This window comes from Coprococcus sp. AF51-11b1, from assembly GCF_027682785.1.
GTDB lineage: Bacteria > Bacillota > Clostridia > Lachnospirales > Lachnospiraceae > Allocoprococcus > Allocoprococcus comes.
Genome location: NZ_JAQCZB010000007.1, coordinates 76,437 through 98,564, shown reverse-complemented (window position 1 = coordinate 98,564; position 22,128 = coordinate 76,437). Strand labels below are relative to the sequence as shown.

The window sequence follows — 22,128 nt, the reverse complement described above, 5'->3', positions numbered from 1 at the left end:
GTTATACCCTCCCGTCAAGCTCTTTCGGCACGTATGCAGATACATGGATTCCATCTTCTTTGTATTCTTCCTCCAGCAGTTCTCCATACTTCCGGATGAGCTGGATTTTCCCGGATTCCTGATAGGAATAAACTCGTTCGATATAAATTTTCTGCTCCCGCAGGATCTCTTCTATTGCCTGAAGAAGCGCCTCCAGACCTTCTCCGGTCTTTGCAGACACCTGTACGATCCGGTCTGCCTTAAAGTCACGTACCGTCAGGCTTTCCCCGATCCTGTCCATCTTGTTAAATGCCGTGACCACCGGTTTGTCCATTGCCTCCAGACGCTGCAGTGTCTCATACACCACATACATCTGCTCATCCATCTGTGGATTGGATGCATCGACTACATGCAGGATCAGATCCGCATACTTCGCTTCTTCCAGCGTACTTTTAAATGCATCGATCAGATGATGAGGCAACTTCCGGATAAAGCCTACCGTATCTGTCAGAAGAATCTCCTGCCCACTTGGCAGCTTCCGGCTTCTTGTCGTCGGATCAAGAGTTGCAAAAAGCTGATCCTCCTGCAGCACACCGGCTCCGGTCAGTGTGTTGAGAAGCGTGGACTTTCCGGCATTGGTATAACCGACAATTGCCACGACCGGGATCCGGTTCTTCGTCCGCTGTTCGCGTGTCAGTTCCCGGTGTCTCTTCACCTCCCTGAGTTCACGGTTCAGCTGTGCGATCCGGTTCTTGATGAGTCTCCGGTCCATCTCCAGCTTCTTTTCTCCCGGTCCTCTGGTTCCGATTCCACCTCCCAGACGTGACATCGCCCTTCCTGCCCCAGTAAGCTGTGACTGCCGGTACTTAAGCTGTGCCAGTTCTACCTGGATCTTTCCTTCACTTGTAGAAGCCCGTCCTGCAAAAATATCCAGAATGACCATCGTCCGGTCCATTACCTTCACATCCAGAATATCCGTCAGATTGTTCATCTGTGCCGGAGACAGCTCATCATCACAGACGATCCCGGTTGCGTCAAGCTCCCACAAAAGCTCCCGGATTTCCTCAATCTTGCCTTTTCCGACATAAGTTCCCGGATGGACAAGCTCTCTTTTCTGGATTACCCGTCCGACCGCTTCCGCACCTGCGGTCTTCACCAGATCCTTTAACTCATCCAGAGAATCTTCCGTGTCATCGTTCTCCCTTGTACTGACACCGACCAGAATTACCCTTTCCTTTTCTTCTTTTATTTCATAAAGTGCCATATTATTCTCCCCTGCCAGATTTCTTTCCGTCCCGGATCAGATCTGCTCATCCGATCCGCTCTACTGCTGATCTCCTTCCGAAATCTGTGTATTTAAAAATTCCTGCTCTTTCAGCGCTTTTTTGTCATCTGGATTTGCTTTCAGATAACTGTCCAGCTTCTCTTTTGCAGACTGGTAATCCCCTGCTTTTTCATAGGCGACTACCAGATTATATGCCATTTCTTTTAGCAGCTCTTTTCCTGCGCCTGAAAGCTCCTGCCCATTTTCGAAATAATACACTGCCTTTTCCGGTTTATCCAGTTCCAGATCGCAGATTCCCAGAATATTATAAAGAGTTGCTGTCTCTTCCGTTCCATTCTTCAATGCTTTTTCCAACGCCTTCTCTGCCTTTTCATACTTTTTCTGTTCCCAGTAGCAGAGTCCGAGTCCGCGATAAGCCTCTCCCAGATTCTTCTTTTTGTCTACCGCATCCTGGAATTCCACCTCTGCATTTTTATAGTCTTTTTCTTCCAGATACTTCGTTCCTTTTTTTACAGAACCAGCACATCCCGTTACTGTCATACAAAGTGCTACAAGGATCCCTATGATTACCTTTTTCTTTCTTCCTGCTGTCACTGTTATCGTTTCCTTCCTTCTATATTGATATATCATCTGTTATTCCAGAATATGCTCCATTCCCTGGTTCATGATGGTCTGGATATGATCATCAGCAAGGGAATAGAACACCGTTTTTCCTTCCCGTCTGTTCTTCACAAGCTTCATCTGCTTGAGCATCCGGAGCTGATGGGAAATCGCGGACTGCGTCATTCCAAGAACTTCCGCCAGATCACAAACACACATCTCAGACTGAAAAAGAACACATAAAATCCGGATCCGCGTGGTATCTGCAAATACCTTGAAAAAATCAGCAAGATCCTTCAAAACCTCTTCATCCGGTATATGCCCCTCTGCCTTATGTACAAGTTCTTCGTGTATACAAAATGTATCACAACATTCTACTTCTGTCTTTTTCATAGTTACCCCTTTCATATGAACAAGTATTCATATATCTATTATGCCAAATGATCTCTTTACGGTCAACTGTTTCCATTGATTCCGGCATGCAAAGTAAAAAAGAAGTTACTGTTCACTCCCCAATGTCATTTAGTTAAGTTACAGGGTTAGCCCCTAATTGTGGGTCTAACCCAAATTTTTTCAAAAAAGCTACCCAAAGGGTTGACATAGGGTGCAAAATGTGCGGTCGCTCTCGCTACTGATAAATTTGTTGAGGTAGCGAGAGCGGCCCTTGAATTAGTGGTATATCACTTTCTCAAGGAGGCACATGATCATGATCCATCAACAAATCAAAGAACTGTTTTTTTCTTCTGTGGAACACATTGTTTCTGATATTTCACAGTATGCTGTCCATCCCGATTCCGATTTCAAGAGAAGCAAAAAAATCCCTGCCCAGAAACTTATTTCCTTTCTCGTTTCACAAGGCTCATCTTCCACCAGGGTTGAAATGCTTGATTTCTGGGGACTGGATTCTTCCATACCAACCGATTCTGCTCTCAGCCAGCAGCGCGCAAAGCTTAAACCTGATGCGCTGGAAGCTGTATTCCGGCACTTTAATTCCACTTCCATGGAATTGCCGCCCGCTTCCTTTATGGATTCGCATTACCGTTTCCTGGCTGCCGATGGCTCTACCTGCACTTTTTTCAGCACTCCGGCTTTCTCATCACCAGACTACTACTGTTGACCGGCACTATTGCTCTTATAATAACATGGCACATGTTGTGGAACAGGGACAGTATTTCCTGTTCCGTACCAAGGATATCCATTCCAAAGGACTGGTCGGCAATTTTAATTTTCCAGATGCGGAATCCTTCGATATTGATGTCAGCGTCATACTGGTCCGGAGCCATTCGAAAAAAGTTTTGGCAGACATCCACACAGAAGGTTACATACGCTTTGTTGATCAGGCAGCTGCTTTCGATTACATTGAATATGGAAGTTATGATACATATGAGCTGTCCTTCCGTATTCTACGCTTCCCTATCAGCACTTCTACATACGAGTGCATCGTGACCAATCTGCCACGTGATGAATTCCCTGTGGAACGTATCAAAACCTTGTACAATGCCAGATGAAACATTGAATCCTCATTCAGGAAACTGAAATATACCATTGGGCTGAGTAATTTCCATGCATATAAACCCGAATACGTGAAACAGGAAATATGGGCAAGGCTACTTGCATCATTATAATCCGTTTTGAGGCAGATTTGCAATCTGTCTTTTTGTCGTGCTTTCCTTCATGAGTAAATCGTAAACATATCTGTAAAACTGTTCCACTAAGGCCCATCTGTAATTTGTTCTGTAAGAATTCGCTCCCTATTAAACGTTAACTAAATGACATTGGTTCAGTACCCTCACAATTACGCGCAAAAATCCATTCCAAATCAGCTGCTCCGATAGGATTTTTGCCTTCCAGCCTAATTTTTCTTACGGTCAGCGCAGTAAATGCGCAGACCTACTGAACAGTTATAATTATTCTATATAATACAGAAAATTTTTACATATGACAATGGGAAAATATAGGACCTTTTATACAATATATCCAAAAACATTAGCTAAAATCCTTCCTCTTTCCTTTACTTTCCTCCTGTTCCATGCTATGATAGCGATAGAATATTTCAGTTATATCCGAAAAAATTTTTCGTAAATTCAGGAGGAAATGTAAATGAAAACACTTGGCTACTACAACGGTAAATTCGGACCTCTGGAAGAGATGACCGTTCCGATGAACGACCGCGCATGTTATTTCGGTGATGGTGTGTACGAGGCGACACTGGCGAGAAACGGAAAGATCTTCGCTTTAAAAGAGCACCTGGACCGTTTCTTCAACAGCGCCGGACTCATTAAGATCGATATCCCTTACACAAAGGACGAGCTTGCGGCGATCCTCTACGATATGCTGGCAAAAATGGACGATAAGGATATCTTCATCTACTGGCAGATGACCCGGGGAACCGGCATCCGTCAGCACCAGTTCCCAGCTGCAGGCACAAAGCCGAATCTCTGGATTTTCATGAAGCCTGGGAAATCGGCTGACTCCAGCAAACGTCTGAAACTTACAGACATGGAAGACACCCGTTTCCTCCACTGCAATATCAAGACATTAAACCTTCTCGTCAACGTCATGGCGGCAGAGAAAGCGGAGTCTCTCGGATGCGGCGAGTGCGTCTTCCACCGCGGTGATATCGTCACCGAGTGTGCCCACAGCAACGTTTCCATCATCAAGGACGGCGTATTTAAGACCCACCCGACAGACCACTATATTTTACCGGGAATCACAAGAATGCACATCATCCAGATCTGCAAGGATAACGGGATCATCGTCGACGAGACACCTTTTACCATGGCAGAGCTGATGGATGCCGACGAGATCATCGTCTCCAGCTCCACAAAATTCTGCTCCCCGGTCTGCGAGATGAACGGCACCCCGATCGGAGGAAAGGCACCGGAGTTAGTGGATTTGATCCAGAAAAAGTATACAGAAAAATTTGAAAATGAGACCATGTAAATGATCAGAAGGGCTGTCGCATTAGCTAATGCGACAGCCCCCCATTTTTATCCGTAACTGTTCAGTACCCAATGTCATTTAGTTAAGTTACAGGGTTAGCCCCTAATTGTGGGTCTAACCCAAATTTTTTCAAAAAAGCTACCCAAAGGGTTGACATAGGGTGCAAAATGTGCGGTCGCTCTCGCTACTGATAAATTTGTTGAGGTAGCGAGAGCGGCCCTTGAATTAGTGGTATATCACTTTCTCAAGGAGGCACATGATCATGATCCATCAACAAATCAAAGAACTGTTTTTTTCTTCTGTGGAACACATTGTTTCTGATATTTCACAGTATGCTGTCCATCCCGATTCCGATTTCAAGAGAAGCAAAAAAATCCCTGCCCAGAAACTTATTTCCTTTCTCGTTTCACAAGGCTCATCTTCCACCAGGGTTGAAATGTTTTATCCCCAATTAGGTGTAAAACTCTGCTCGATGGCGGGCGGCGGCGTACAAAAATCTATATGGTGTTTTTAAGAGAACCGTCCCGGCGGGACAGGTCAGGCAGTGACCTGTTCCACCTCCGGGATGGGTTTGAGATTAAAATGAATTTCGATAGAAATGTGTCTTGTTTTATCTTCGTCAATGCGCTCATGCACGACGATTTCTTTGATTAAGCGGTTGAGGGTAGCTGCGTCCAGCTCTGTGATGTTGGCGTATTCCTGAATGGCTTCCACCCATTGTTTTGCGTCATTGGCAAGCTGGACTTCATCGGACAGCCGCTTTCTGCCCTCGGACACTTTTGTTTTAAGCTCCGTCTGCTCGGTCTGTGTCTTTTCCAGCATGGTGTTGAAATTCTGTTCACTGATACGCCCTGCAATCATATCCTCATAAAGCCGCATTACCATTTTGTCCAGAACCTCAATCCGTTCCTCGTCCCTTGTGAGGGAGCGTTCCATTGCTTCCCGCTGTTCCCGCTGCTCGGCTTCACAGGTATTGGTCAGGCGGTCGGCAACCGCTTCCCCGTCCATCAGGGCAGCTCTGGCACATTCCCGGATTTTCCGCAGCACATGGCTGTAAAGGGTGTCATAGTCAATCCGATGCTGGGTGCAGTGGTTCTTTCCAAAGGCATTGTAGGTCTTGCAGGAATAAATCTGCTGGGGATGTTTTGCGTTTGTGTAGCGTACCGTCAGCGACTTCCCACACTCGCCGCATTTTATCAGTCCGGCAAACAGGCTGATTTCATTGGTCTGCCCCGGACGCTGGCGGGATATCAGCTTATTCTGCACAATGTCAAAGCTCATGCGGTCAATCAGCGGTTCATGCTGCCCCTCCACCACAATCCAGTCCTCCGGCTTCTTTTCACCAATCGTGCCGATTTTGAAACGGTAGTCCTTTTTCTGGGAAGCAATCGCCCCAGTGTAGACGGGATTCATCAAAAGGTCTTTGATAACGGAGAAGTCCCACATATACCGCCCATTTTCCGGGTCTTTCTTTTCCCATTTGGTACGGGTATTGCGAAGCCCCCGTTCCCGGTTCCACCATGTGGGGCAGGGGATTTTTTCTTCCTCCAGCCGTCTGCGGATATAGTTCGGACCATGACCGTTTAGGGCATATCCGAAAATCAGCCGCACAATCGGGGCGGTTTCCTCGTCAATGAGCAGATGGTTTTTGTCCTCCGGGTCTTTCCGATACCCAAACGGGGCAAGACACCCGGTAAACTGTCCTTTCTGCGCTTTCAGAAGATAAGAGGAATGGACTTTCTTGGAAATATCCTTACTGTACATCTCGTTCAGGATATTCTTGAACGGGGCGATGTCGTTGTTATCCCGCAGGGTGTCGATACCGTCATTCATGGCAATATAGCGGACACCGTTTCTTGGGAAAAAGTCCTCAATCAAATGCCCGGTTTGCAGATAGTTACGCCCCAGTCGGCTGAGGTCTTTCGTGATGACAAGGTTGATTTGCCTGCGCTCAATGGCTCTCAACATTCTCTGTAAATCAGGACGCTCCATATTAAGACCTGTGAAGCCATCGTCCTGATAGACTGCCACAACCTCCCATCCCTGCTTTTCGCAGTATTTTTCCAGCATATCACGCTGGTTTGCGATACTGGCACTTTCGCCTTGCAGGTCATCGTCCTTTGACAGTCTGCAATAGACCGCTGCACGATAACCCCTGGCAAGTGCCGAACCTATTGTTCTGTATTCCATTTCATTCATCATAGCCATTTACCCACACAATCCAGACGGTATCTGGCTCTTTTGAACCTCATCTTCATTATACTTCAAATCTTTCTTTTTAGCAAGATATTCTTTCGTATTTGTCTTTCCGTATTTCTGGGAAATCAGGCTGACGAACACATCGGTTGCGTCCAGCTCCCCGTCAAATACAGTGGTCACATGAATCTCTGTTTTGTTTTTTGCCATAGGCAGTTATCCTCCATACATGAAAATAGCCAGACAGAGGGTGTCGGCAACGAAGTCCGGCAACGGGCTTCAAAAGACCTTGCAAACAATCTCAATCTGGCGATGGTTACTATTTATACTTTTCTTTTATTTTTCTGTTGTTTTGGTTGTTATAAGGGAGAAAAGCCCGGAAATAAGGGGTTTTCCCCGGCAACCGGCTCGGCAACGGGATAGCAACAGAGGGTGCAACGGGCTGTCATTTTCAGAATGGAAGCTCCATCTGTTCTGTGACCTCCACAAAACCATCCATCGTTTTTTCAGACGGGTTGCCGGAGTCCGTTGCCGGGTTTTCACGCTCCCAGCCCTTTTGTCTGCCATATTCTGAAAACATTCTTGGGTTCGGGAAGTACCGCCAGCCGGAAATGCACTGGTTCATAATCTCGTTGATTTCCCGGATTTCCCATTGCTTCGGTTCGTCAAAGGCATGGTTCAAGGCTTCCTTGTAGAGCTGCTTGGAACAGACCATGCTCCCGGTGTACTTATCAAGATACGCCTGTATCATTCCGGCTTTGGTGTCCTCCGGCATAAAATCCCGCTGGTGTTCTTTGAGATACCGCTGCATGGCGGGGCTGAAAGCCAGCTTGAACCTGCCGCTTCGGTAAATCTCCATTGCTTCTGCCCACATCTGCTCGATATAGGCTCTGGAAGCAGTTTCGTCCTCCAAAATGTGAACCTCAGCTTGCTCCGGGTACACCATGACCGGGATAAAGCGGCGGTTGCCGGAACGGTCAAGGGGCAGGAAGTCAAGGGCATTGGAAGTGCCGCCAAACACGCACTGACGGGGGCGGTCTGCCGGGTGGGTTTCATAGGGTATCTTGTAGACCTCTTTCTGCCGGCTTAAAAACGACTTGATTTCCTCAATGCTCTTGGCGTTGGCAGTTGCCATCATTTCCGACATTTCGATAATCCAGTGACCTTGCAGCTTGCGGTACACATTTTCATCGTCCAGCTTCCGCAAATCATCGGAGAACCACTCGTCCCGGACTGCCAGCAGACGGAAGAAAGTGGACTTGCCAGCCCCCTGACCGCCTACCAGACAGAGCATGATTTCAAACTTGCACCCCGGCTGAAAGGCTCGTGAGATTGCACCCAGCAGGAACAGCTTCAACGCTTCATAGGTGTAATCGTCTGCGTCAGCCCCCAGAAAGTGCCGCAGACAGAAACGGATTCGTTCTGTCCCGTCCCACACAAGGGCACTTAGGTAGTCCCGGATGGGATGGTACTTGTTTTCATTCGCCACAATCCCGATGGCATTATCAATCTTTTTCTCATTGGTAAGCCCATAGGTTTCTTCCAGATAGAGAAGCAGATACTTCATATCCGTATCGTTCAGGGCTGTGCTTTCTCTGTGGAAGCCGATGGGCTTTATGATGTCCTTGCGGTCGGTCAGGATGTTGTATGCGATAGCCCCGGAAAGCAGCGGGTCACGCTGGAATACGGTCAGGCAGTTCCGTATGCTCTGACGGACACCGCCTTTCTCGGTAGTTTCCAGTCCCGCTTTGATTTCCTCAATGCTCTGGGGTGGCTGCATGGCGTTCATGGTGTTTTTTAATTCTTGCTGCGTCTGCGGCTGCAAGCTCTGCCATTCGCTGTTCAAGCTGTATCACATCCTTTCCGTAGTCCGCAATCAAAGCCGCTTTTTCCTCTGTCTCCCCGAACAGCAATATATCCAGCAGATATTCCACTTGGGCTTGCTTCTGTAAGGCTCCCACGAACCGGGGATGAAAGGCTTCCTCCGGGGAGTGCGGGGCGTAGTCCTTTCTCCATGCCATAAGCAAGTGGAGATAATCGGCAAGAATACGGAAGCAGCGGTTCTTTGCTTCCTGAAACTGTTCCTCCGGGGATTTCTGCCGGGGCTTTGGCTTTTTTTCCTTTCCCGGCGGTTTCCAGTCCTCATAGGAAAGCCCGAAGTCCTGTGCCAGCTGTACGGCGGCTTCTTTCTTTCTCAGCCCATACAGGGCGGCGGCAAAATCAATCACATCCCCATCCGCACCGCAGCCGAAGCAGTGGTAACGCCGATCCAGCTTCATGCTTGGGGTTTTATCGTTATGGAACGGGCAGCAAGCCATCCCGTTCCGACCTACATGGATTCCATAATGCTCCGCAGCCTGTCTTGTTGTGACGGACTGCTTCACAGCTTCAAATACATTCAAATCTATCCCTCCTTGAAAAAAGAAAAGCACCTGACATTCTCTGATTGAAAATGGCAAGTGCCTGTTAAAGTTCCATATCCTGTTGTTTGTGTTTCGTCTGTTCCTGGGCAGTTCTTTGTGCTTTTTTCTCGTCTGCCTTATCCTGCAAGACTTCCTTGATAGGCTGCTTCTTGGGCGGCTCTTTGCTTTCTTCTGTGCCGGGTGTAGCTTTCCGTACCCAGTAGCGGATGTCCCGCAACTTCTTCAAATCAGCCTGTACCTCGGTCAAAGGTTCTTTCAGCTCTGCGATTTCGCTGAGAAGTTTTTCCTGCTCCTCTTGCAGCTCATTTTGGGTACTGTCCTTATCGTCCGGGTGCTTGGCAAGGTAGGCGGCGGCTTTCTCATACCGGGCAACCTCCGGGTGTTCCTGTTTGAATTTCTCCTTTGTTTTCTTAAAAAACATCTTCTGGTACTTCTCATAGACAGGCTTACATTCCTTGCAGTCTGTCCGGCTGGCAAGAATCCCGTCAATCACTTTGCTGCGGGCTTCCTTTGGCTTCATCTGATTGCGGTAATCTGCGGCTGATTTCCCGGAAGATTCCAGAAATGCTTCTAAGTCCTCCACAGTGGAAAGCCCCTTTTGCCGGAGATAGGATAGGGCTTCGCTGACTGCCTTTAAGTCCTGTGAAGTCCCCCGGTTCTGTCCAGCCCTCGTCCAGTCCTTCCGTTCTTCCTTTCGTATCTCCATATACTTCATCAGCAGATTGGGAAGAAGTGTCGCTTCCTCCGCCGCTTTTTGTGCAAGCAGCTCCTTCCGTTTTTCTCCCAGCTCGGTAATCCAGCCTTTGAGGTTTTGGATAAGCTGCCGGATGGACTTCATTAGGCGGTTGGCAGCTTTGATTTCCCGGTTCAGGTTGCCGATATTTGTCTGGATACCACGCTTTTCCATCTGCTGGACAGCAGCCCCCTCATGGACAGTAGGGATAATATCAAGCCCCTGTCTGGCATAGGAACGCAAGTCCACACGCTCCGGGCGGTCATTGGCTTCCAGATAGCGGTTCTGGATGACCTCCCATTCATGCCGCCAGATTTCACAATACTTCTGGTCGTTCCAGTCAACCGTATCCTCCTTGTGGCTTTTCCACCTGCCGGACGGAAGTTTTATCCGTTCTCCGCTTTCATCAAGGTCATAAACCTTGCGGCTCTTGGGAAGCCATTTTCCATGTTCGTCCATTGCCCTCATAGTGAGCATGACATGGGCGTGGGGATTGTGTCCCGGCGGATGGGGGTCATGGATGGCAAAGTCAGCAATCATGCCTTTGGAAACAAACTGCTTCTGGCAAAACTCCCGGACAAGGACAGCATACTGGTCGGGCGGTATCTCTCTGGGGATGGTAAGCACCCACCGCCTTGCAAGCTGGGAGTTCCATTGTTTTTCCACCGCTTCGGCGGCGTTCCACAAAGTATTGCGGTCTGCATATTCCTGTGGGGCATTAGGTGGGAGCAGGATTTCATTGTGGACGATACCACGCTTTTCCGGGTAGTGCTTCACTTGCTGGTCATATTCACAGAACAGTTTTTCGCCACTCTGGTAAGCAGCGGCGGCAACCGCAGACTGCCGCTGACTGCGCTGAACAATCGTGATTTCGTTGTGTGGACAGGGCATTTCGTGTCCCTCCTTTCGCTAATTGGTGGACGGGGTGGCGTTTTACCACCTCATTTTGGGCAGAAAAAAAGCAGGAAACCTTTCTTTCAGATTTCCTGCTCGGTGTGCCGCTGTGTGGGCGGCGGGTATTTAGTTGTAAAAGTTCGGGACAAGTTGACCCGATGTGAAGCTGACGAACTGGAATTTATTTGTTGTTATTTTCTATCAATCCCCAAAACATCATAGTATTCATCACTATACTCAATGCCACTATTGTCAAAGCGAGATTGCAGTTCTTTTACATAGTCATAAGGGTTATCAATAGGGGAAATTTCTAATTCTGTTTCAAGATAACTTAATGTCGCTTTCTGTTCCTCTGTGCGGATTGCTTCTTCCTCTTTGAGGTGTTTTTCAAATTTGTCTTTGTCCATCCAAATAATCTGCTCAATAGGATTAGTAGAACCACAAGCAAGAATAAGTCTCATAAAATCCTCAAAGGTTCTTGCCAGTGGATAAACAAAAACATCTGCACAAGTATCAGGATTGCAGGCAAAAACCATTTCCCCATACGGCTCAATAAAGCAATACATAATACTTCCTTCAAAACCTATTGCCTTTGCATTGGTCGGATAGCAGAAGTAAGAATAAATATCTTCAACTTGTTCAAGACAAATCAAAGAGCCATTTATATTCAGTTCTTTGTATTGGTCAAAAAGTGTTTCCATTTTATCACACTCCTTTACAACTTCTAATTTTTCAGTTCTACAAGTTGGAAGTTGTCGCTATGAAATTTCTTTTTCATCATCTCTTGGTGGTCGGATATAACATAACATTTCTTTTTCACAAGCACCAAATTTTGAGAAATTGGATTTCGCTTCTTTTAGCGTTATTCCATGATTAGAGTCGCTTGGTTCGTTATCAGAAGCAATGAACGGGTCATTCTCCCAAAAACAAACGGGGCAAATATACCCACAATCTTCATTTGCCGGAACATTATAGGTAAAATATCCGCAGCAAGGACATTGGTATTTTTTCATATAAACCTCACGTTTAAGCCTTGACCTCAAATTCCTGATTTATTTCTGACTTTATTATACTTCATCGATTATCGAAAAGATAGCATATTTTATGAAACTTGTCGGCTGGGAACAGCTTGCACCGCAAGGTGTCCCCAACAGGCAAGTCCACAAAAGGGTAGCTGGCTGCAGCCAGCGCAGGGGAAGTGTAGCGTCCCCTGTTTGATTTGGAGCAGACCATGACTGCGGAAAATCACAGCTCTCCGGCGAGGAGCCTTCGGAGAACGCAATGCACCAACCTCTGGGTGGTGTATAATTGCGCCCTTAGTAAACTAAGGGGTTTCCGGCTTCTCCCGTTCCAGCATTTTTTTCAATAGTTCCTGCGTGTCCTGCCTGTGAAAAATGAGTTTCAACAACAGCATGACATCATCATCTGTTAGGCGTTCCGGCTCTTGCAGAAAACTTTCCAGCATACCGCCACGAGTGCAGAGCCGGTGCGTCCGTTCCTTTCGGGTAAGCTGCTTTAACTGGTGCTGCAATGCCTTTTCATCATTGATGGCTTTCCGCAGTTTCTTTTCGCTTTTCTCCAGCTCCCGGTTGAGCTTTTCCAGCTTCGAGGTATCAGGCAAGGGCAGCGTCCTCCTTTCCCGGTATCAGCACATAAATCCTATTCGGTTCTCCCACGCCCTGACGCACCCGCATGATAAGTCCGGCGTTTTCCAGTTCATTCAGAGAACGCTTGACCGTCATGGGACTGCGGGACAGGACTGCGGCAATGGCTGTGACAGGGAAGCAGACAAACAGGATTCCGTTCTCGTCCTCCTGCTCTTTGGATAGCATAGCGTCCAGCATCCGGCAGTACATGACCTTTGCGGTGCTGCTGACTGGAAATCCTGTCAACGCTCTGGGAAATGGCATACAGGGCGGCAATGGTGTGTCTATCGTCATAAATTCAAAATTCATTCGGTGTGTTCCTCCTTTTTCTTTGATCGTTTGGATAAATAACGGGGGCAGTCAATCACAACCGCCCGGAAGCTCTGCTTGCACCCATGCTGGCATTTCCGGCATAATTCGTTGTAAGTGACACGCCCCCGGTCATTGAGGTAAAAGGAAAGCTCATGCTTCCTCTTTTTGCTCATTCTCGGCATATTGTATTTCCTCCCGTTTTAGTGTATGGTTTCGGGGCGATTTTCGGCAAAATTACGGTCATAGAGCCGATTAAAATCTCCCGAAGTATCAGCGATAGGGTAGACTATCCCCCTATCAGATTGTCGTGTTTCGGTATCATTTCGGTGTCAGTTCGCCAGTTCTCCCCGGTGTCGTTCCTCCCCTGAATCTCACAGCGGCGTATCGCTCCCTTTGGTACGCTCGTTTCGGTCAGGGTTCCTCCACATCCCTGCCAAAAGTCATGGCGCTACATCGCCGGGGAAGCATATCCCACACAGGCTGGTCATTCGATTGGAATAATCCATCGATGAACTACCTGTATCATAGAACATTTTTGTGCCCTGTGCCGTATGTCCACAAAGTAGGAATTAGGGGTAAAAATCAGAAATTTCCACGATTGCGGAAAGTGTGATATAATCCAGATAAGCGGCAGCAATGAAACCATTGGAAAGGAGCGTGCGCCCATGAAAGGAGCAACAAGCATACAGGAACGCCTTTGGGAACTCCGCAAGGACAAAGGCTTAAATCTGGAAGAACTATCAAAGCTGACAGGCATTTCCAAATCAGCTCTTGGAAGTTATGAAAAAGAGGATTTTAAGGAAATCAATCATGGCAACCTTATCACGCTGGCAGACTTCTATGGGGTCTCTGTTGATTATCTACTGTGCCGGATAGAGAACAGGGAGCAGATCAACACACCATTGACGGAGTTGCATTTGAATGATGAGATGGTGGCACTGCTGAAAAGCGGTCGGATTAACAACCGTCTGCTCTGTGAGCTTGCTACACATAAAGATTTTATCAAGTTTCTTGCAGACATTGAGATTTATGTGGACGGGATTGCTACCATGCAGATTCAAAACCTCAATGCACTTGTCGATACCGTCCGGCATGAAATCATTGAACGGTATCGCCCAGGCGAAGATGACCCGCATTTGAAAGTGCTGCAAGCCGCCCATATCAGTGATGATGAGTATTTCAGTCACATGGTTCTGGATGACCTCAACCTGATTATCCGGGATATTCGGGAAGCCCACAAAAAGGACAGTGAGAGTGCGCCCCAGACCACCGTTGCCGATGAATTGAAAGAAAATCTCGAAGCAGTCGAAAATTTCAAGGGCAGCCGGGATGAAAAGCTGGTTGTCCTTTACTGCAAGCAGCTCGGTATCAACTATAAAAATCTGTCAGACGAAGAATTTCGCTGGCTGATTCGGATTCTCAAAAAATCAAAGAAAATGGGAACGCCTATCAGCCAGAGGAAAAAACGGTAAAAAAAACCGCTGTTGCATGGTTGGGGTGCCTTCCATGTAGCAGCGGTTCTTGCTGTGGTTATTATTTCATTCGTTTTCTTAATATCCGGCGATAATTTGTTTCTCCCTTTGGTGCGTCCTGTATAATTTCCAACACACCATCTTCAAGCATTTTATCAATGCGATTAGAAATCCATACATCACTAATTCCAAGTTGATATTTTCCTAAAACATTACCTATAACAATAGCCATTTTGAATTGCTCTGGCTGTTCCGCAATTTCACGAAGAATGAAACTATCATATATATCTTCTGAAACACTTTGCAATTTACCATTTAGCATTGCACGCAAAGGTGCATTTTCATTTTGAAGTTGATTCCATTTCATAGCACAAGCTGAAAGAAATACAGGCTTAGCTTTTTCTTGTAGAGTTATATATTTTCCCCATTCGCCAGGAGAAACCTCACCCCATGCTATTTTGGATGTCATAGTATTTTCTTTTCCATATTCCCAGGCAGGTAACTTAACCAAATAAATTGTTGTCTGACAGTTTAATGGTCGAAGTTGTTTCATAAGCCAGTACATACCGCAAAGTTCATCCGGATTATAGCTATACCAAATACGAACTTCTTCCCCAGCTACATATCGTTCAATAACCGAAGACAATGTAGTTTTAATTTTCTGTATTTTTTCTTCAACCTGATAGTCTAAATCCTCTACAAACCAGACAGACAGCATTTTCTTGAGAACATTTTTCCGCTGTTCGCCAATTCCATTATCAGAAATATCTCCCACACTAAGAGCCATATCAAAACAATAAACATCACTGCTCTTGCCTCCCAATGGAATAGCATTCTCCCAAGCAATATGTTCTTGTTCCTGTGCTTGAATTTGTGCTTCTTTCATTTCATCTGAAGATGGAACACTCCCATCTTCGTGCCTCATAAAGACCGAAACTGCACTTCCTCTATACTTTCCCTTACCGTAAGTTTGGGCAATTTTCAAACTTCCACAGGCACTTTCACCAAATACAATTTCAATCATCTTATATACCTCCGATTTAATTACTCCCGTATGAATAAATTATATCATGCAAAACAATTTCTTCTGCCCGGTTGTGAATGTTATTACAACGCTGCACCCATTCCATTTGTTGAGTTCGCTTCAATTCCTCTGTCACGCCCTCGGTGGCTTTCATCTGCTCCATGATAGTGTCTAACCGTTCCTGTGCCTGTTCGTTCAGGTCTGCAAGATATGTCCACAATTCTCCGGTCAGTATCAATGTATTCAATCTGGCTGGGTGGACTTCCCTTAAATATTCCCGGTGCATCCGTCCGTACTTTCCGATAGGGCGGTGTTCCTCCGGCAGTTTCAAGTCCGGGATGTAGTAATCTCCGACAAGGATATAATCAATTCCGTTTTCCGTTATTCTTGGTTTCAATTCTCTCATGTTCCTTACCTCCTGTGGAAGCAGGCTCGTCTGGTACTAACTCAATCACATCGGTAATCTCACAATTCAGCGTTTCGCAGATACGGGCTAATGTATCCATGCTGATGTGCTTTCCCTCTTTGCTCATGTTGGCAATCATATTTGTTGTCATACCAGCAGCAAGCCTTAAATCCTCTTTCCTCATATCACGCTCTAACAGTGTGTGCCAGAGTGGTTTATAGCTGATGTGCATATTGTTTTCCTGCCTTTCTATCCATACCACCGGGGCGGCTGCCCCGGCAGGAACTTTTCTCTTATTATAGCACCAATCTTGTGAAATCACAATTTATTCTTGTATCCTGCCGCTGATACCGTCTGGATTGGTTTTCCTTTCTTTTTTGTTCCCTTTAATTAGCCATGAACTGCTTGATTTCTGGGGACTGGATTCTTCCATACCAACCGCTTCTGCTCTCAGCCAGCAGCGCGCAAAGCTTAAACCTGATGCGCTGGAAGCTGTATTCCGGCACTTTAATTCCGCTTCCATGGAATTGCCGCCCGCTTCCTTTATGGATTCGCATTACCGTTTCCTGGCTGCCGATGGCTCTACCTGCACTTTTTTCAGCACTCCGGCTTTCTCATCACCAGACTACTACTGTTGCCCGGCACGATGTTTTGGATGGAATAAAAAATATCTATATCGGTGACCGCGTCTATTGCTCTTATAACAACATGGCACATGTTGTGGAACAGGGACAGTATTTCCTGTTCCGTACCAAGGATATCCATTCCAAAGGACTGGTCGGCAATTTTAATTTTCCAGATGCGGAATCCTTCGATATTGATGTCAGCGTCATACTGGTCCGGAGCCATTCGAAAAAAGTTTTGGCAGACATCCACACAGAAGGTTACATACGCTTTGTTGATCAGGCAGCTGCTTTCGATTACATTGAATATGGAAGTTATGATACATATGAGCTGTCCTTCCGTATTCTACGCTTCCCTATCAGCACTTCTACATACGAGTGCATCGCGACCAATCTGCCACGTGATGAATTCCCTGTGGAACGTATCAAAACCTTGTACAATGCCAGATGGTCTATTGAATCCTCATTTAGGAAACTGAAATATACCATTGGGTTGAGTAATTTCCATGCGTATAAACCCGAATACGTGAAACAGGAAATATGGGCAAGGCTACTTGCGTATAACATAACCGAAACAATGATAAACTACACACTACTGGAAAAACATAGGACAAAACATGAATACAAAGTCAATTTCACTATGGCTGCCCATATCTGCAGAGCCTTTCTCCGTCTGACCACGGAGAAAGACCAATATGATGTGATGTCCCTGCTGAAAAAGGAATTGATCCCTATCAGGAATGAACGCCAATACCCAAGACTCCAAACGGCTCATTTCCGAAGACCGCGATATTTTATATATCGGGCAGCATAGACACCTATATCATTATAATCCGTTTTGAGGCAGATTTGCAATCTGTCTTCTTGTCATGCTTTCCTTCATGAGTAAATCGTAAACATATCTGTAAAACGGTTCCACTAAGGCTCATCTGTAATTTGTTCTGTAAGAATTCACTTCCTGATTAAACGTTAACTAAATGACATTGTACTGTGAACAGTAACAAAAAGAATGTGCATCTCCGACACGTAGTGCCTTTTGTTTCATAGGAAGTTCCTATGAAATAAAAAAAGAAAAACAGACTGCAAATAAATCTTCACAGTCTGCCCGAAATCTCTATTTTTTATTCTTTACAATTCATCAATCTGCCAGTCGATTGGCTCTACACCATGCGCCTCAAGGAATTTATTTGTCTGGCTGAACGGTTTGCTTCCGAAAAATCCACGATACGCAGAAAGCGGACTCGGATGCGGTGCTTCCAGGATCAAATGGTTCGGATTGGTCAGCATTCTCTTTTTCATCTGTGCCGGTCTTCCCCACAGAATAAATACAATCGGCCTGTTCTGGGTATTGAGTACACGGATTGCTGCATCTGTAAATTCTTCCCAGCCAATTCCACGATGTGAATTAGCCTGATGTGCTCTTACCGTAAGAACCGTGTTGAGAAGAAGTACTCCCTGCTCCGCCCATTTCACCAGATTGCCGTGGCTTGGGATCGTACATCCCAAATCATCATGCAGTTCCTGATAAATATTCACCAGTGACGGTGGAATATCAACCCCTGGTTTCACAGAAAAGCTTAAACCCTCTGCCTGTCCATCTCCATGATATGGATCCTGACCAAGGATCACAACCTTGACATCCTTAAGCGGTGTCAGATGAAATGCATTAAAGATGTCATCTGCCGGAGGATATACCCGGTGTGTCCGGTATTCCTGATTCACTGTTTCAAACAGTTTCTTATAGTATGGCTTGGAAAATTCACCTTTCAGTGCATCCAGCCAGTCATTGTTAATTGCTGCCATATTCCCCACCTTTTCTCTACAGACGTACCGATACGCCTTTTTCTCTCAAATATTCTTTTACTTCTCTGATTTCCAGCTCTTTATAGTGGAACAGGGATGCCGCAAGTGCCGCGTCTGCCTTCCCCTCTTCACCGAGTGCTTCGTAGAAATGCTCCAGATTACCTGCTCCTCCAGATGCGATTACTGGAATTGATACATTTTCCGCGATCGTCCTTGTCAGCTCCAGATCGTATCCGGCCTTCGTGCCGTCACAGTCCATACTGGTCAAAAGAATCTCTCCTGCGCCAAGTGCTTCTACTTTCTTCGCCCACTCGACCGCATCAATTCCCATATCAATGCGTCCGCCATTTTTATAGATATTCCACCCACTGCCGTCTTCTCTTCTTTTCGCATCAATCGCGACAACCACGCACTGGCTTCCAAACTTCTCCGCTGCTTCCCGGATCAGTTCCGGTCGATTGATTGCAGAAGAATTGATGGAAATCTTGTCCGCACCTTCCCGAAGCAATGCCTTAAAATCGTCAACGGTCCGGATTCCACCACCTACCGTAAATGGAATAAACACACACTCAGCAACTTTACGCACCATGTCAACCACCGTGCTTCTGTCGTCCGAAGAAGCCGTGATATCCAGAAATACCAGTTCATCCGCACCTGCCTTATCATAAGCCTTCGCAATCTCAACCGGATCTCCTGCATCTTTGAGATCCACAAAATTCACACCTTTTACAACCCGTCCGTTCTTCACATCAAGACATGGGATAATTCTCTTTGTAAACACTGTCTGCCCTCCTACAATTCTACAAAATTTTTCAGTATCTGAAGTCCTGTATCACTGCTCTTTTCCGGATGGAACTGGCAGGCAAATACATTTCCCTGTTCAACCGAAGCATGAATATGTGTGCTGTACTCGGTTGTCGCTTTTACAATACTTTCATCTGTTGCTTTCAAATAGTAGGAATGAACAAAATATACATACGGCTCTTCAGGTAAATCTTTAAACAATCTGCCGTCATTCTGAAGCTTCAGAGAGTTCCATCCCATATGCGGGATCTTAAGTCCCGGACAGTCCGGAATTCTAAGGATCTCTCCTTTTAGAATACCAAGCCCCTCCACCCCTGGCGTCTCGTCACTTCTTTCAAACAAAAGCTGAAGCCCAAGACAGATTCCAAGAAGCGGGATTTGTCTCTTTACTACTTCACTAAGCACTTCATCCAATCCATATTTTTTCAGATTGTACATGGCATCGCCAAATGCACCGACTCCCGGAAGGATCACTTTATCGGCAGAAAGTATCTCTTCTCTGTCTCTTGTGATAACCGCATCCTCACCAAGATATTTTAACGCTTTTTCTACACTTTTAATGTTTCCTGCATCATAATCAATAATCGCTATCATCCGCATATCCTCATGATTTTTATATTCTTGTAGTTATTCAAAAGAGCTTTTTCCGCTCATGTCACAATCTTCTTCCCTGTGTCAATCAGCAATAAGCTCTTTTATAATGTACCACGTTACAGTGTGAATTGCAAGATTCGCATTTATTTCATGTCCAGTTCAAACCAGAACTCAACACCATTGGTATGATTGATCGCACCGTATCCTTTTCCAAAGGAGTCCATGATCGCCTTCACAATAGAAAGCCCGATACCATTTCCACCGTATTCTCTGGTCCTTGCCTTATCAACCTTATAGAATTTCTCCCAGATATGTGGCAGATCTTCCTCCGGAATCGGCGTTCCGGTATTGAATACGGTAATTTTTGCCATATCATTTTCCTGGGTGATCTTGATCTCGATCACCTTCTCACCATCGATATGGTTCAGTGCATTGTTGACATAATTCCGGACAACCTGCTCAACCTTAAACTCATCTGCCCAGACATAAACAGGGTTCTTGTGGCGGAAAATCACTTGTGCTTCTTTCTGCTCGATCAGAATATCCAGACTCTGCAGGACACCCGAAATCAATGAAGTAATATCAAACCGTTCAAACTGTACATCATCCTCACCAAATTCCAGCTGGTTCAGGGCAAGTAGATTCTTCACCATCCGGTTCATCTTTCCTGCCTCGTCCATAATGACTTCACAGTAGAACTCCCGGCTCTCCGGATCATCATTGACTCCTTCTTTCAGGCCTTCTGCATATCCCTGGATCAGGGCAATCGGCGTCTTCAGTTCATGGGAAACATTCCCCAGAAATTCGCTTCGCATATTTTCTCGTTTTTCTTTCTGCTCAATGTCTTTCTGCAATTTATAGTTGGCTTCTTTCAGATTGGAAATCGTCTGCTCAAGTCTTTCTGACATCCGGTTAAAGTTCTCTCCCAGTACACCGATTTCGTTGCTTCCGCCGCTGGTATATTTTGCATCAAAATCCAGATCGGCCATCTTCTGTGAAAGTGTTGCGAGCTCCATGATCGGCTCCGTGATCCTTTTTGAGAAATACCACGCAAGCAATACACTCACAAGAATCACACATCCGCCGACGACTCCGATAAATCTGTTAAAAATCGTGACTGCCGAACGAATACTCTCCAGCGGGCTTCGCATGATAAAGATATCACCATTGTCAAAGTTTCCCCACATGGTCAGGTACTCTGTATTATTTTGCGGATCAACCGACTTGCAGATATCATAACTGTCCGTTTTTTCCAGAACCTCCTGATGACTCTTATCGTACAGATATCCGAAAAGCTGTACGACCATCATCTGTTTTTCTCTTACATTAGTATAAACCACATTGTATTCTGAATCGATGACTGCAATGGAAATATTATTTTTCTCTGTAAATCTTCCCAGGTCTTTTTCCGGTGTCTCAGAATTGATTGTCCCGTTCTCCACACCTTCCTGCACCATTGTATAGGCCTTTATAAATTCTGATTTTTTATTGGAAATATAATACTTCTCCAGAAAGCTTCCGTTGACGATCATAAATACAACGATCATAAACAGAATCAGACCTACAAAAACAGTCATCATCTGTCTTTTTATTGAATATTTCATGACTGTACCTCGAATTTATACCCCATACCCCAGATAGTCTTAATATAATCTCCTTTATCACCAAGTTTACTTCTCAGCTTCTTTACATGGGTATCAATGGTTCTGGCATCCCCGAAATAATCGTAATTCCATACATTGTTAAGAATCTTCTCTCTCGATAAAGCGATCCCCTGATTCTCCACAAAGTAAGTCAGAAGTTCAAACTCTTTGTAACTGAGTTCGATCGGTTTTCCATCGATCTTCACCATATGTGCTGCTTTATCAATCTCGATCCCGTCCGCATGAAGCAGATCATCCGAAGCAAGCGCATTGGTTCTGCGCAGAATCGCAGTAACTCTTGCAACCAGGATCTTCGGGCTGAACGGTTTGGAAATGTACTCATCCACACCGAGTTCAAACCCCTGAAGCTCGTCCCTCTCTTCACTTCTTGCGGTCAGCATAATGATCGGAACCTTTGATTCTTTACGGATCTCACGGCAGGTCTGCCAGCCATCCATATGCGGCATCATGACATCCAGGATGATCAGTGCAATATCTTTTTCCTCATAAAAAATGTCCATTGCTTCCATACCGTCTCCGGCTTCGAGTACAGCATATCCTTCTCTTTCCAGGAAATCGCGCACCAATTTGCGCATACGGCTTTCATCATCTACTACAAGAATTTTCAGTTTATCCATAACTCTCACGGGCTCCTTTTTATCACTTTATTTCTAATTATACACCAGAATAGCAGATAATTGTGTTCTTTATGTGAAAGAAGAACAACAGGATCGTAGTTTCGTATTTA

General features: G+C 45.7%; 29 protein-coding genes. 7 read left to right on the top strand and 22 right to left on the bottom strand.

The window, feature by feature from the left end; translation table 11 throughout:
• Nucleotide 1 precedes the first annotated feature (1 nt).
• Genes hflX through PGY05_RS08480 form a run of 3 tightly spaced genes read right to left on the bottom strand, consistent with a single transcriptional unit; the run spans nucleotide 2 to nucleotide 2,257 of the window.
• Nucleotides 2–1,243, bottom strand: coding sequence for a GTPase HflX (gene hflX / locus PGY05_RS08490; protein ID WP_022220997.1), 1,242 nt, complete (start codon nucleotides 1,241–1,243; stop codon nucleotides 2–4).
• A 60-nt stretch (nucleotides 1,244–1,303) separates the two neighbouring features.
• Nucleotides 1,304–1,894: a tetratricopeptide repeat protein gene (locus PGY05_RS08485; protein WP_008372873.1), complete on the bottom strand. Its 591-nt coding sequence runs from the start codon at nucleotides 1,892–1,894 to the stop codon at nucleotides 1,304–1,306.
• 3 nt (nucleotides 1,895–1,897) lie between these two features.
• On the bottom strand, nucleotides 1,898–2,257 hold the full coding sequence (locus tag PGY05_RS08480) for an ArsR/SmtB family transcription factor (protein ID WP_022220999.1): 360 nt from the start codon (nucleotides 2,255–2,257) through the stop codon (nucleotides 1,898–1,900).
• A 313-nt stretch (nucleotides 2,258–2,570) separates the two neighbouring features.
• Between PGY05_RS08480 and PGY05_RS08475 the strand changes: the two genes are divergently transcribed.
• The 4 genes from PGY05_RS08475 to PGY05_RS08460 all read left to right on the top strand — a co-directional run bounded on the left by PGY05_RS08475 (nucleotide 2,571) and on the right by PGY05_RS08460 (nucleotide 5,321).
• Nucleotides 2,571–2,981 carry a hypothetical protein gene (locus tag PGY05_RS08475; RefSeq protein ID WP_270475674.1) on the top strand — a complete coding sequence of 137 codons (411 nt, stop codon included), beginning with the start codon at nucleotides 2,571–2,573 and terminating at the stop codon, nucleotides 2,979–2,981.
• A 25-nt stretch (nucleotides 2,982–3,006) separates the two neighbouring features.
• The gene (locus PGY05_RS08470; protein WP_055262371.1) at nucleotides 3,007–3,372 is read left to right on the top strand and encodes a hypothetical protein; all 366 of its coding nucleotides are present in this window, start codon (nucleotides 3,007–3,009) and stop codon (nucleotides 3,370–3,372) included.
• Between the two features lie 592 nt (nucleotides 3,373–3,964).
• Nucleotides 3,965–4,807, top strand: coding sequence for a D-amino acid aminotransferase (locus PGY05_RS08465; protein WP_055249501.1), 843 nt, complete (start codon nucleotides 3,965–3,967; stop codon nucleotides 4,805–4,807).
• 262 nt (nucleotides 4,808–5,069) lie between these two features.
• Nucleotides 5,070–5,321, top strand: coding sequence for a hypothetical protein (locus PGY05_RS08460; protein ID WP_270247619.1), 252 nt, complete (start codon nucleotides 5,070–5,072; stop codon nucleotides 5,319–5,321).
• Between the two features lie 23 nt (nucleotides 5,322–5,344).
• On the opposite strand, the gene PGY05_RS08455 is transcribed toward PGY05_RS08460, so the two are convergent.
• Together PGY05_RS08455 and PGY05_RS08450 are read right to left on the bottom strand one after the other, a co-directional pair.
• The gene (locus PGY05_RS08455) at nucleotides 5,345–7,015 is read right to left on the bottom strand and encodes a recombinase family protein (RefSeq protein WP_270475673.1); all 1,671 of its coding nucleotides are present in this window, start codon (nucleotides 7,013–7,015) and stop codon (nucleotides 5,345–5,347) included.
• Complete coding sequence (locus tag PGY05_RS08450; protein ID WP_004612761.1) at nucleotides 7,016–7,213, bottom strand: hypothetical protein; 198 nt, start codon at nucleotides 7,211–7,213, stop codon at nucleotides 7,016–7,018.
• On the opposite strand from PGY05_RS08450, the gene PGY05_RS16565 reads away from it, so the two are divergent.
• Nucleotides 7,187–7,426 carry a hypothetical protein gene (locus PGY05_RS16565; protein ID WP_021682886.1) on the top strand — a complete coding sequence of 80 codons (240 nt, stop codon included), beginning with the start codon at nucleotides 7,187–7,189 and terminating at the stop codon, nucleotides 7,424–7,426. The two genes, PGY05_RS08450 and PGY05_RS16565, sit on opposite strands and share 27 nt — an antisense overlap.
• A gap of 28 nt (nucleotides 7,427–7,454) precedes the next feature.
• On the opposite strand, the gene PGY05_RS08445 is transcribed toward PGY05_RS16565, so the two are convergent.
• The 8 genes from PGY05_RS08445 to PGY05_RS08410 form a co-directional block, all read right to left on the bottom strand.
• A complete protein-coding gene (locus PGY05_RS08445) occupies nucleotides 7,455–8,792 on the bottom strand; it encodes a virulence-associated E family protein (RefSeq protein WP_270475700.1) in 1,338 nt (445 codons plus the stop codon).
• Nucleotides 8,761–9,405: a CHC2 zinc finger domain-containing protein gene (locus tag PGY05_RS08440; RefSeq protein ID WP_270475672.1), complete on the bottom strand. Its 645-nt coding sequence runs from the start codon at nucleotides 9,403–9,405 to the stop codon at nucleotides 8,761–8,763. The genes PGY05_RS08445 and PGY05_RS08440 overlap by 32 nt, the downstream gene beginning before the upstream one ends.
• A gap of 64 nt (nucleotides 9,406–9,469) precedes the next feature.
• On the bottom strand, nucleotides 9,470–11,050 hold the full coding sequence (mobQ, locus tag PGY05_RS08435; protein ID WP_270475670.1) for a MobQ family relaxase: 1,581 nt from the start codon (nucleotides 11,048–11,050) through the stop codon (nucleotides 9,470–9,472).
• A 194-nt stretch (nucleotides 11,051–11,244) separates the two neighbouring features.
• A complete protein-coding gene (locus tag PGY05_RS08430) occupies nucleotides 11,245–11,754 on the bottom strand; it encodes a hypothetical protein (RefSeq protein WP_006873177.1) in 510 nt (169 codons plus the stop codon).
• Between the two features lie 57 nt (nucleotides 11,755–11,811).
• Nucleotides 11,812–12,066 (bottom strand): CPCC family cysteine-rich protein, encoded by a 255-nt coding sequence (locus tag PGY05_RS08425; RefSeq protein WP_117472730.1) that lies wholly within the window; start codon nucleotides 12,064–12,066, stop codon nucleotides 11,812–11,814.
• Between the two features lie 311 nt (nucleotides 12,067–12,377).
• Nucleotides 12,378–12,674: a DUF3847 domain-containing protein gene (locus PGY05_RS08420; protein WP_009296086.1), complete on the bottom strand. Its 297-nt coding sequence runs from the start codon at nucleotides 12,672–12,674 to the stop codon at nucleotides 12,378–12,380.
• Nucleotides 12,667–13,008, bottom strand: coding sequence for a DeoR family transcriptional regulator (locus tag PGY05_RS08415; RefSeq protein ID WP_054328106.1), 342 nt, complete (start codon nucleotides 13,006–13,008; stop codon nucleotides 12,667–12,669). The genes PGY05_RS08420 and PGY05_RS08415 overlap by 8 nt, the downstream gene beginning before the upstream one ends.
• Nucleotides 13,005–13,193, bottom strand: a complete 189-nt coding sequence (locus PGY05_RS08410) for a hypothetical protein (RefSeq protein ID WP_054328105.1) — start codon at nucleotides 13,191–13,193, stop codon at nucleotides 13,005–13,007. Before PGY05_RS08410 ends, PGY05_RS08415 begins: the two co-directional genes overlap by 4 nt.
• Before the next feature lie 483 nt (nucleotides 13,194–13,676).
• Here PGY05_RS08410 and PGY05_RS08405 point away from each other — a divergent pair, with 483 nt between their 5' ends.
• Nucleotides 13,677–14,483, top strand: a complete 807-nt coding sequence (locus PGY05_RS08405) for a helix-turn-helix domain-containing protein (protein WP_006873172.1) — start codon at nucleotides 13,677–13,679, stop codon at nucleotides 14,481–14,483.
• A 61-nt stretch (nucleotides 14,484–14,544) separates the two neighbouring features.
• Here PGY05_RS08405 and PGY05_RS08400 read toward each other — a convergent pair whose 3' ends face one another.
• From PGY05_RS08400 to PGY05_RS08385, 4 genes are all read right to left on the bottom strand, one after another.
• On the bottom strand, nucleotides 14,545–15,507 hold the full coding sequence (locus PGY05_RS08400) for a DUF3658 domain-containing protein (protein WP_014078537.1): 963 nt from the start codon (nucleotides 15,505–15,507) through the stop codon (nucleotides 14,545–14,547).
• Between the two features lie 16 nt (nucleotides 15,508–15,523).
• Complete coding sequence (locus tag PGY05_RS08395) at nucleotides 15,524–15,913, bottom strand: TnpV protein (protein ID WP_009296082.1); 390 nt, start codon at nucleotides 15,911–15,913, stop codon at nucleotides 15,524–15,526.
• Nucleotides 15,873–16,145 (bottom strand): helix-turn-helix domain-containing protein, encoded by a 273-nt coding sequence (locus PGY05_RS08390; RefSeq protein WP_002593556.1) that lies wholly within the window; start codon nucleotides 16,143–16,145, stop codon nucleotides 15,873–15,875. Before PGY05_RS08390 ends, PGY05_RS08395 begins: the two co-directional genes overlap by 41 nt.
• A 93-nt stretch (nucleotides 16,146–16,238) precedes the next feature.
• A complete protein-coding gene (locus tag PGY05_RS08385; protein ID WP_270247623.1) occupies nucleotides 16,239–16,436 on the bottom strand; it encodes a hypothetical protein in 198 nt (65 codons plus the stop codon).
• A 128-nt stretch (nucleotides 16,437–16,564) separates the two neighbouring features.
• Between PGY05_RS08385 and PGY05_RS08380 the strand changes: the two genes are divergently transcribed.
• Nucleotides 16,565–17,350: a transposase gene (locus PGY05_RS08380; RefSeq protein ID WP_270475669.1), complete on the top strand. Its 786-nt coding sequence runs from the start codon at nucleotides 16,565–16,567 to the stop codon at nucleotides 17,348–17,350.
• Between the two features lie 314 nt (nucleotides 17,351–17,664).
• Here PGY05_RS08380 and PGY05_RS08375 read toward each other — a convergent pair whose 3' ends face one another.
• From PGY05_RS08375 to PGY05_RS08355, 5 genes are all read right to left on the bottom strand, one after another.
• The gene (locus tag PGY05_RS08375) at nucleotides 17,665–18,339 is read right to left on the bottom strand and encodes a uracil-DNA glycosylase (RefSeq protein ID WP_270475668.1); all 675 of its coding nucleotides are present in this window, start codon (nucleotides 18,337–18,339) and stop codon (nucleotides 17,665–17,667) included.
• 16 nt (nucleotides 18,340–18,355) lie between these two features.
• Nucleotides 18,356–19,120 carry an imidazole glycerol phosphate synthase subunit HisF gene (hisF, locus tag PGY05_RS08370; protein ID WP_008372815.1) on the bottom strand — a complete coding sequence of 255 codons (765 nt, stop codon included), beginning with the start codon at nucleotides 19,118–19,120 and terminating at the stop codon, nucleotides 18,356–18,358.
• 11 nt (nucleotides 19,121–19,131) lie between these two features.
• Complete coding sequence (hisH, locus tag PGY05_RS08365) at nucleotides 19,132–19,737, bottom strand: imidazole glycerol phosphate synthase subunit HisH (RefSeq protein WP_270475667.1); 606 nt, start codon at nucleotides 19,735–19,737, stop codon at nucleotides 19,132–19,134.
• 143 nt (nucleotides 19,738–19,880) lie between these two features.
• Complete coding sequence (locus tag PGY05_RS08360) at nucleotides 19,881–21,341, bottom strand: sensor histidine kinase (protein ID WP_270475666.1); 1,461 nt, start codon at nucleotides 21,339–21,341, stop codon at nucleotides 19,881–19,883.
• A complete protein-coding gene (locus PGY05_RS08355) occupies nucleotides 21,338–22,018 on the bottom strand; it encodes a response regulator transcription factor (protein WP_022220129.1) in 681 nt (226 codons plus the stop codon). Before PGY05_RS08355 ends, PGY05_RS08360 begins: the two co-directional genes overlap by 4 nt.
• Nucleotides 22,019–22,128: the final 110 nt, after the last annotated feature.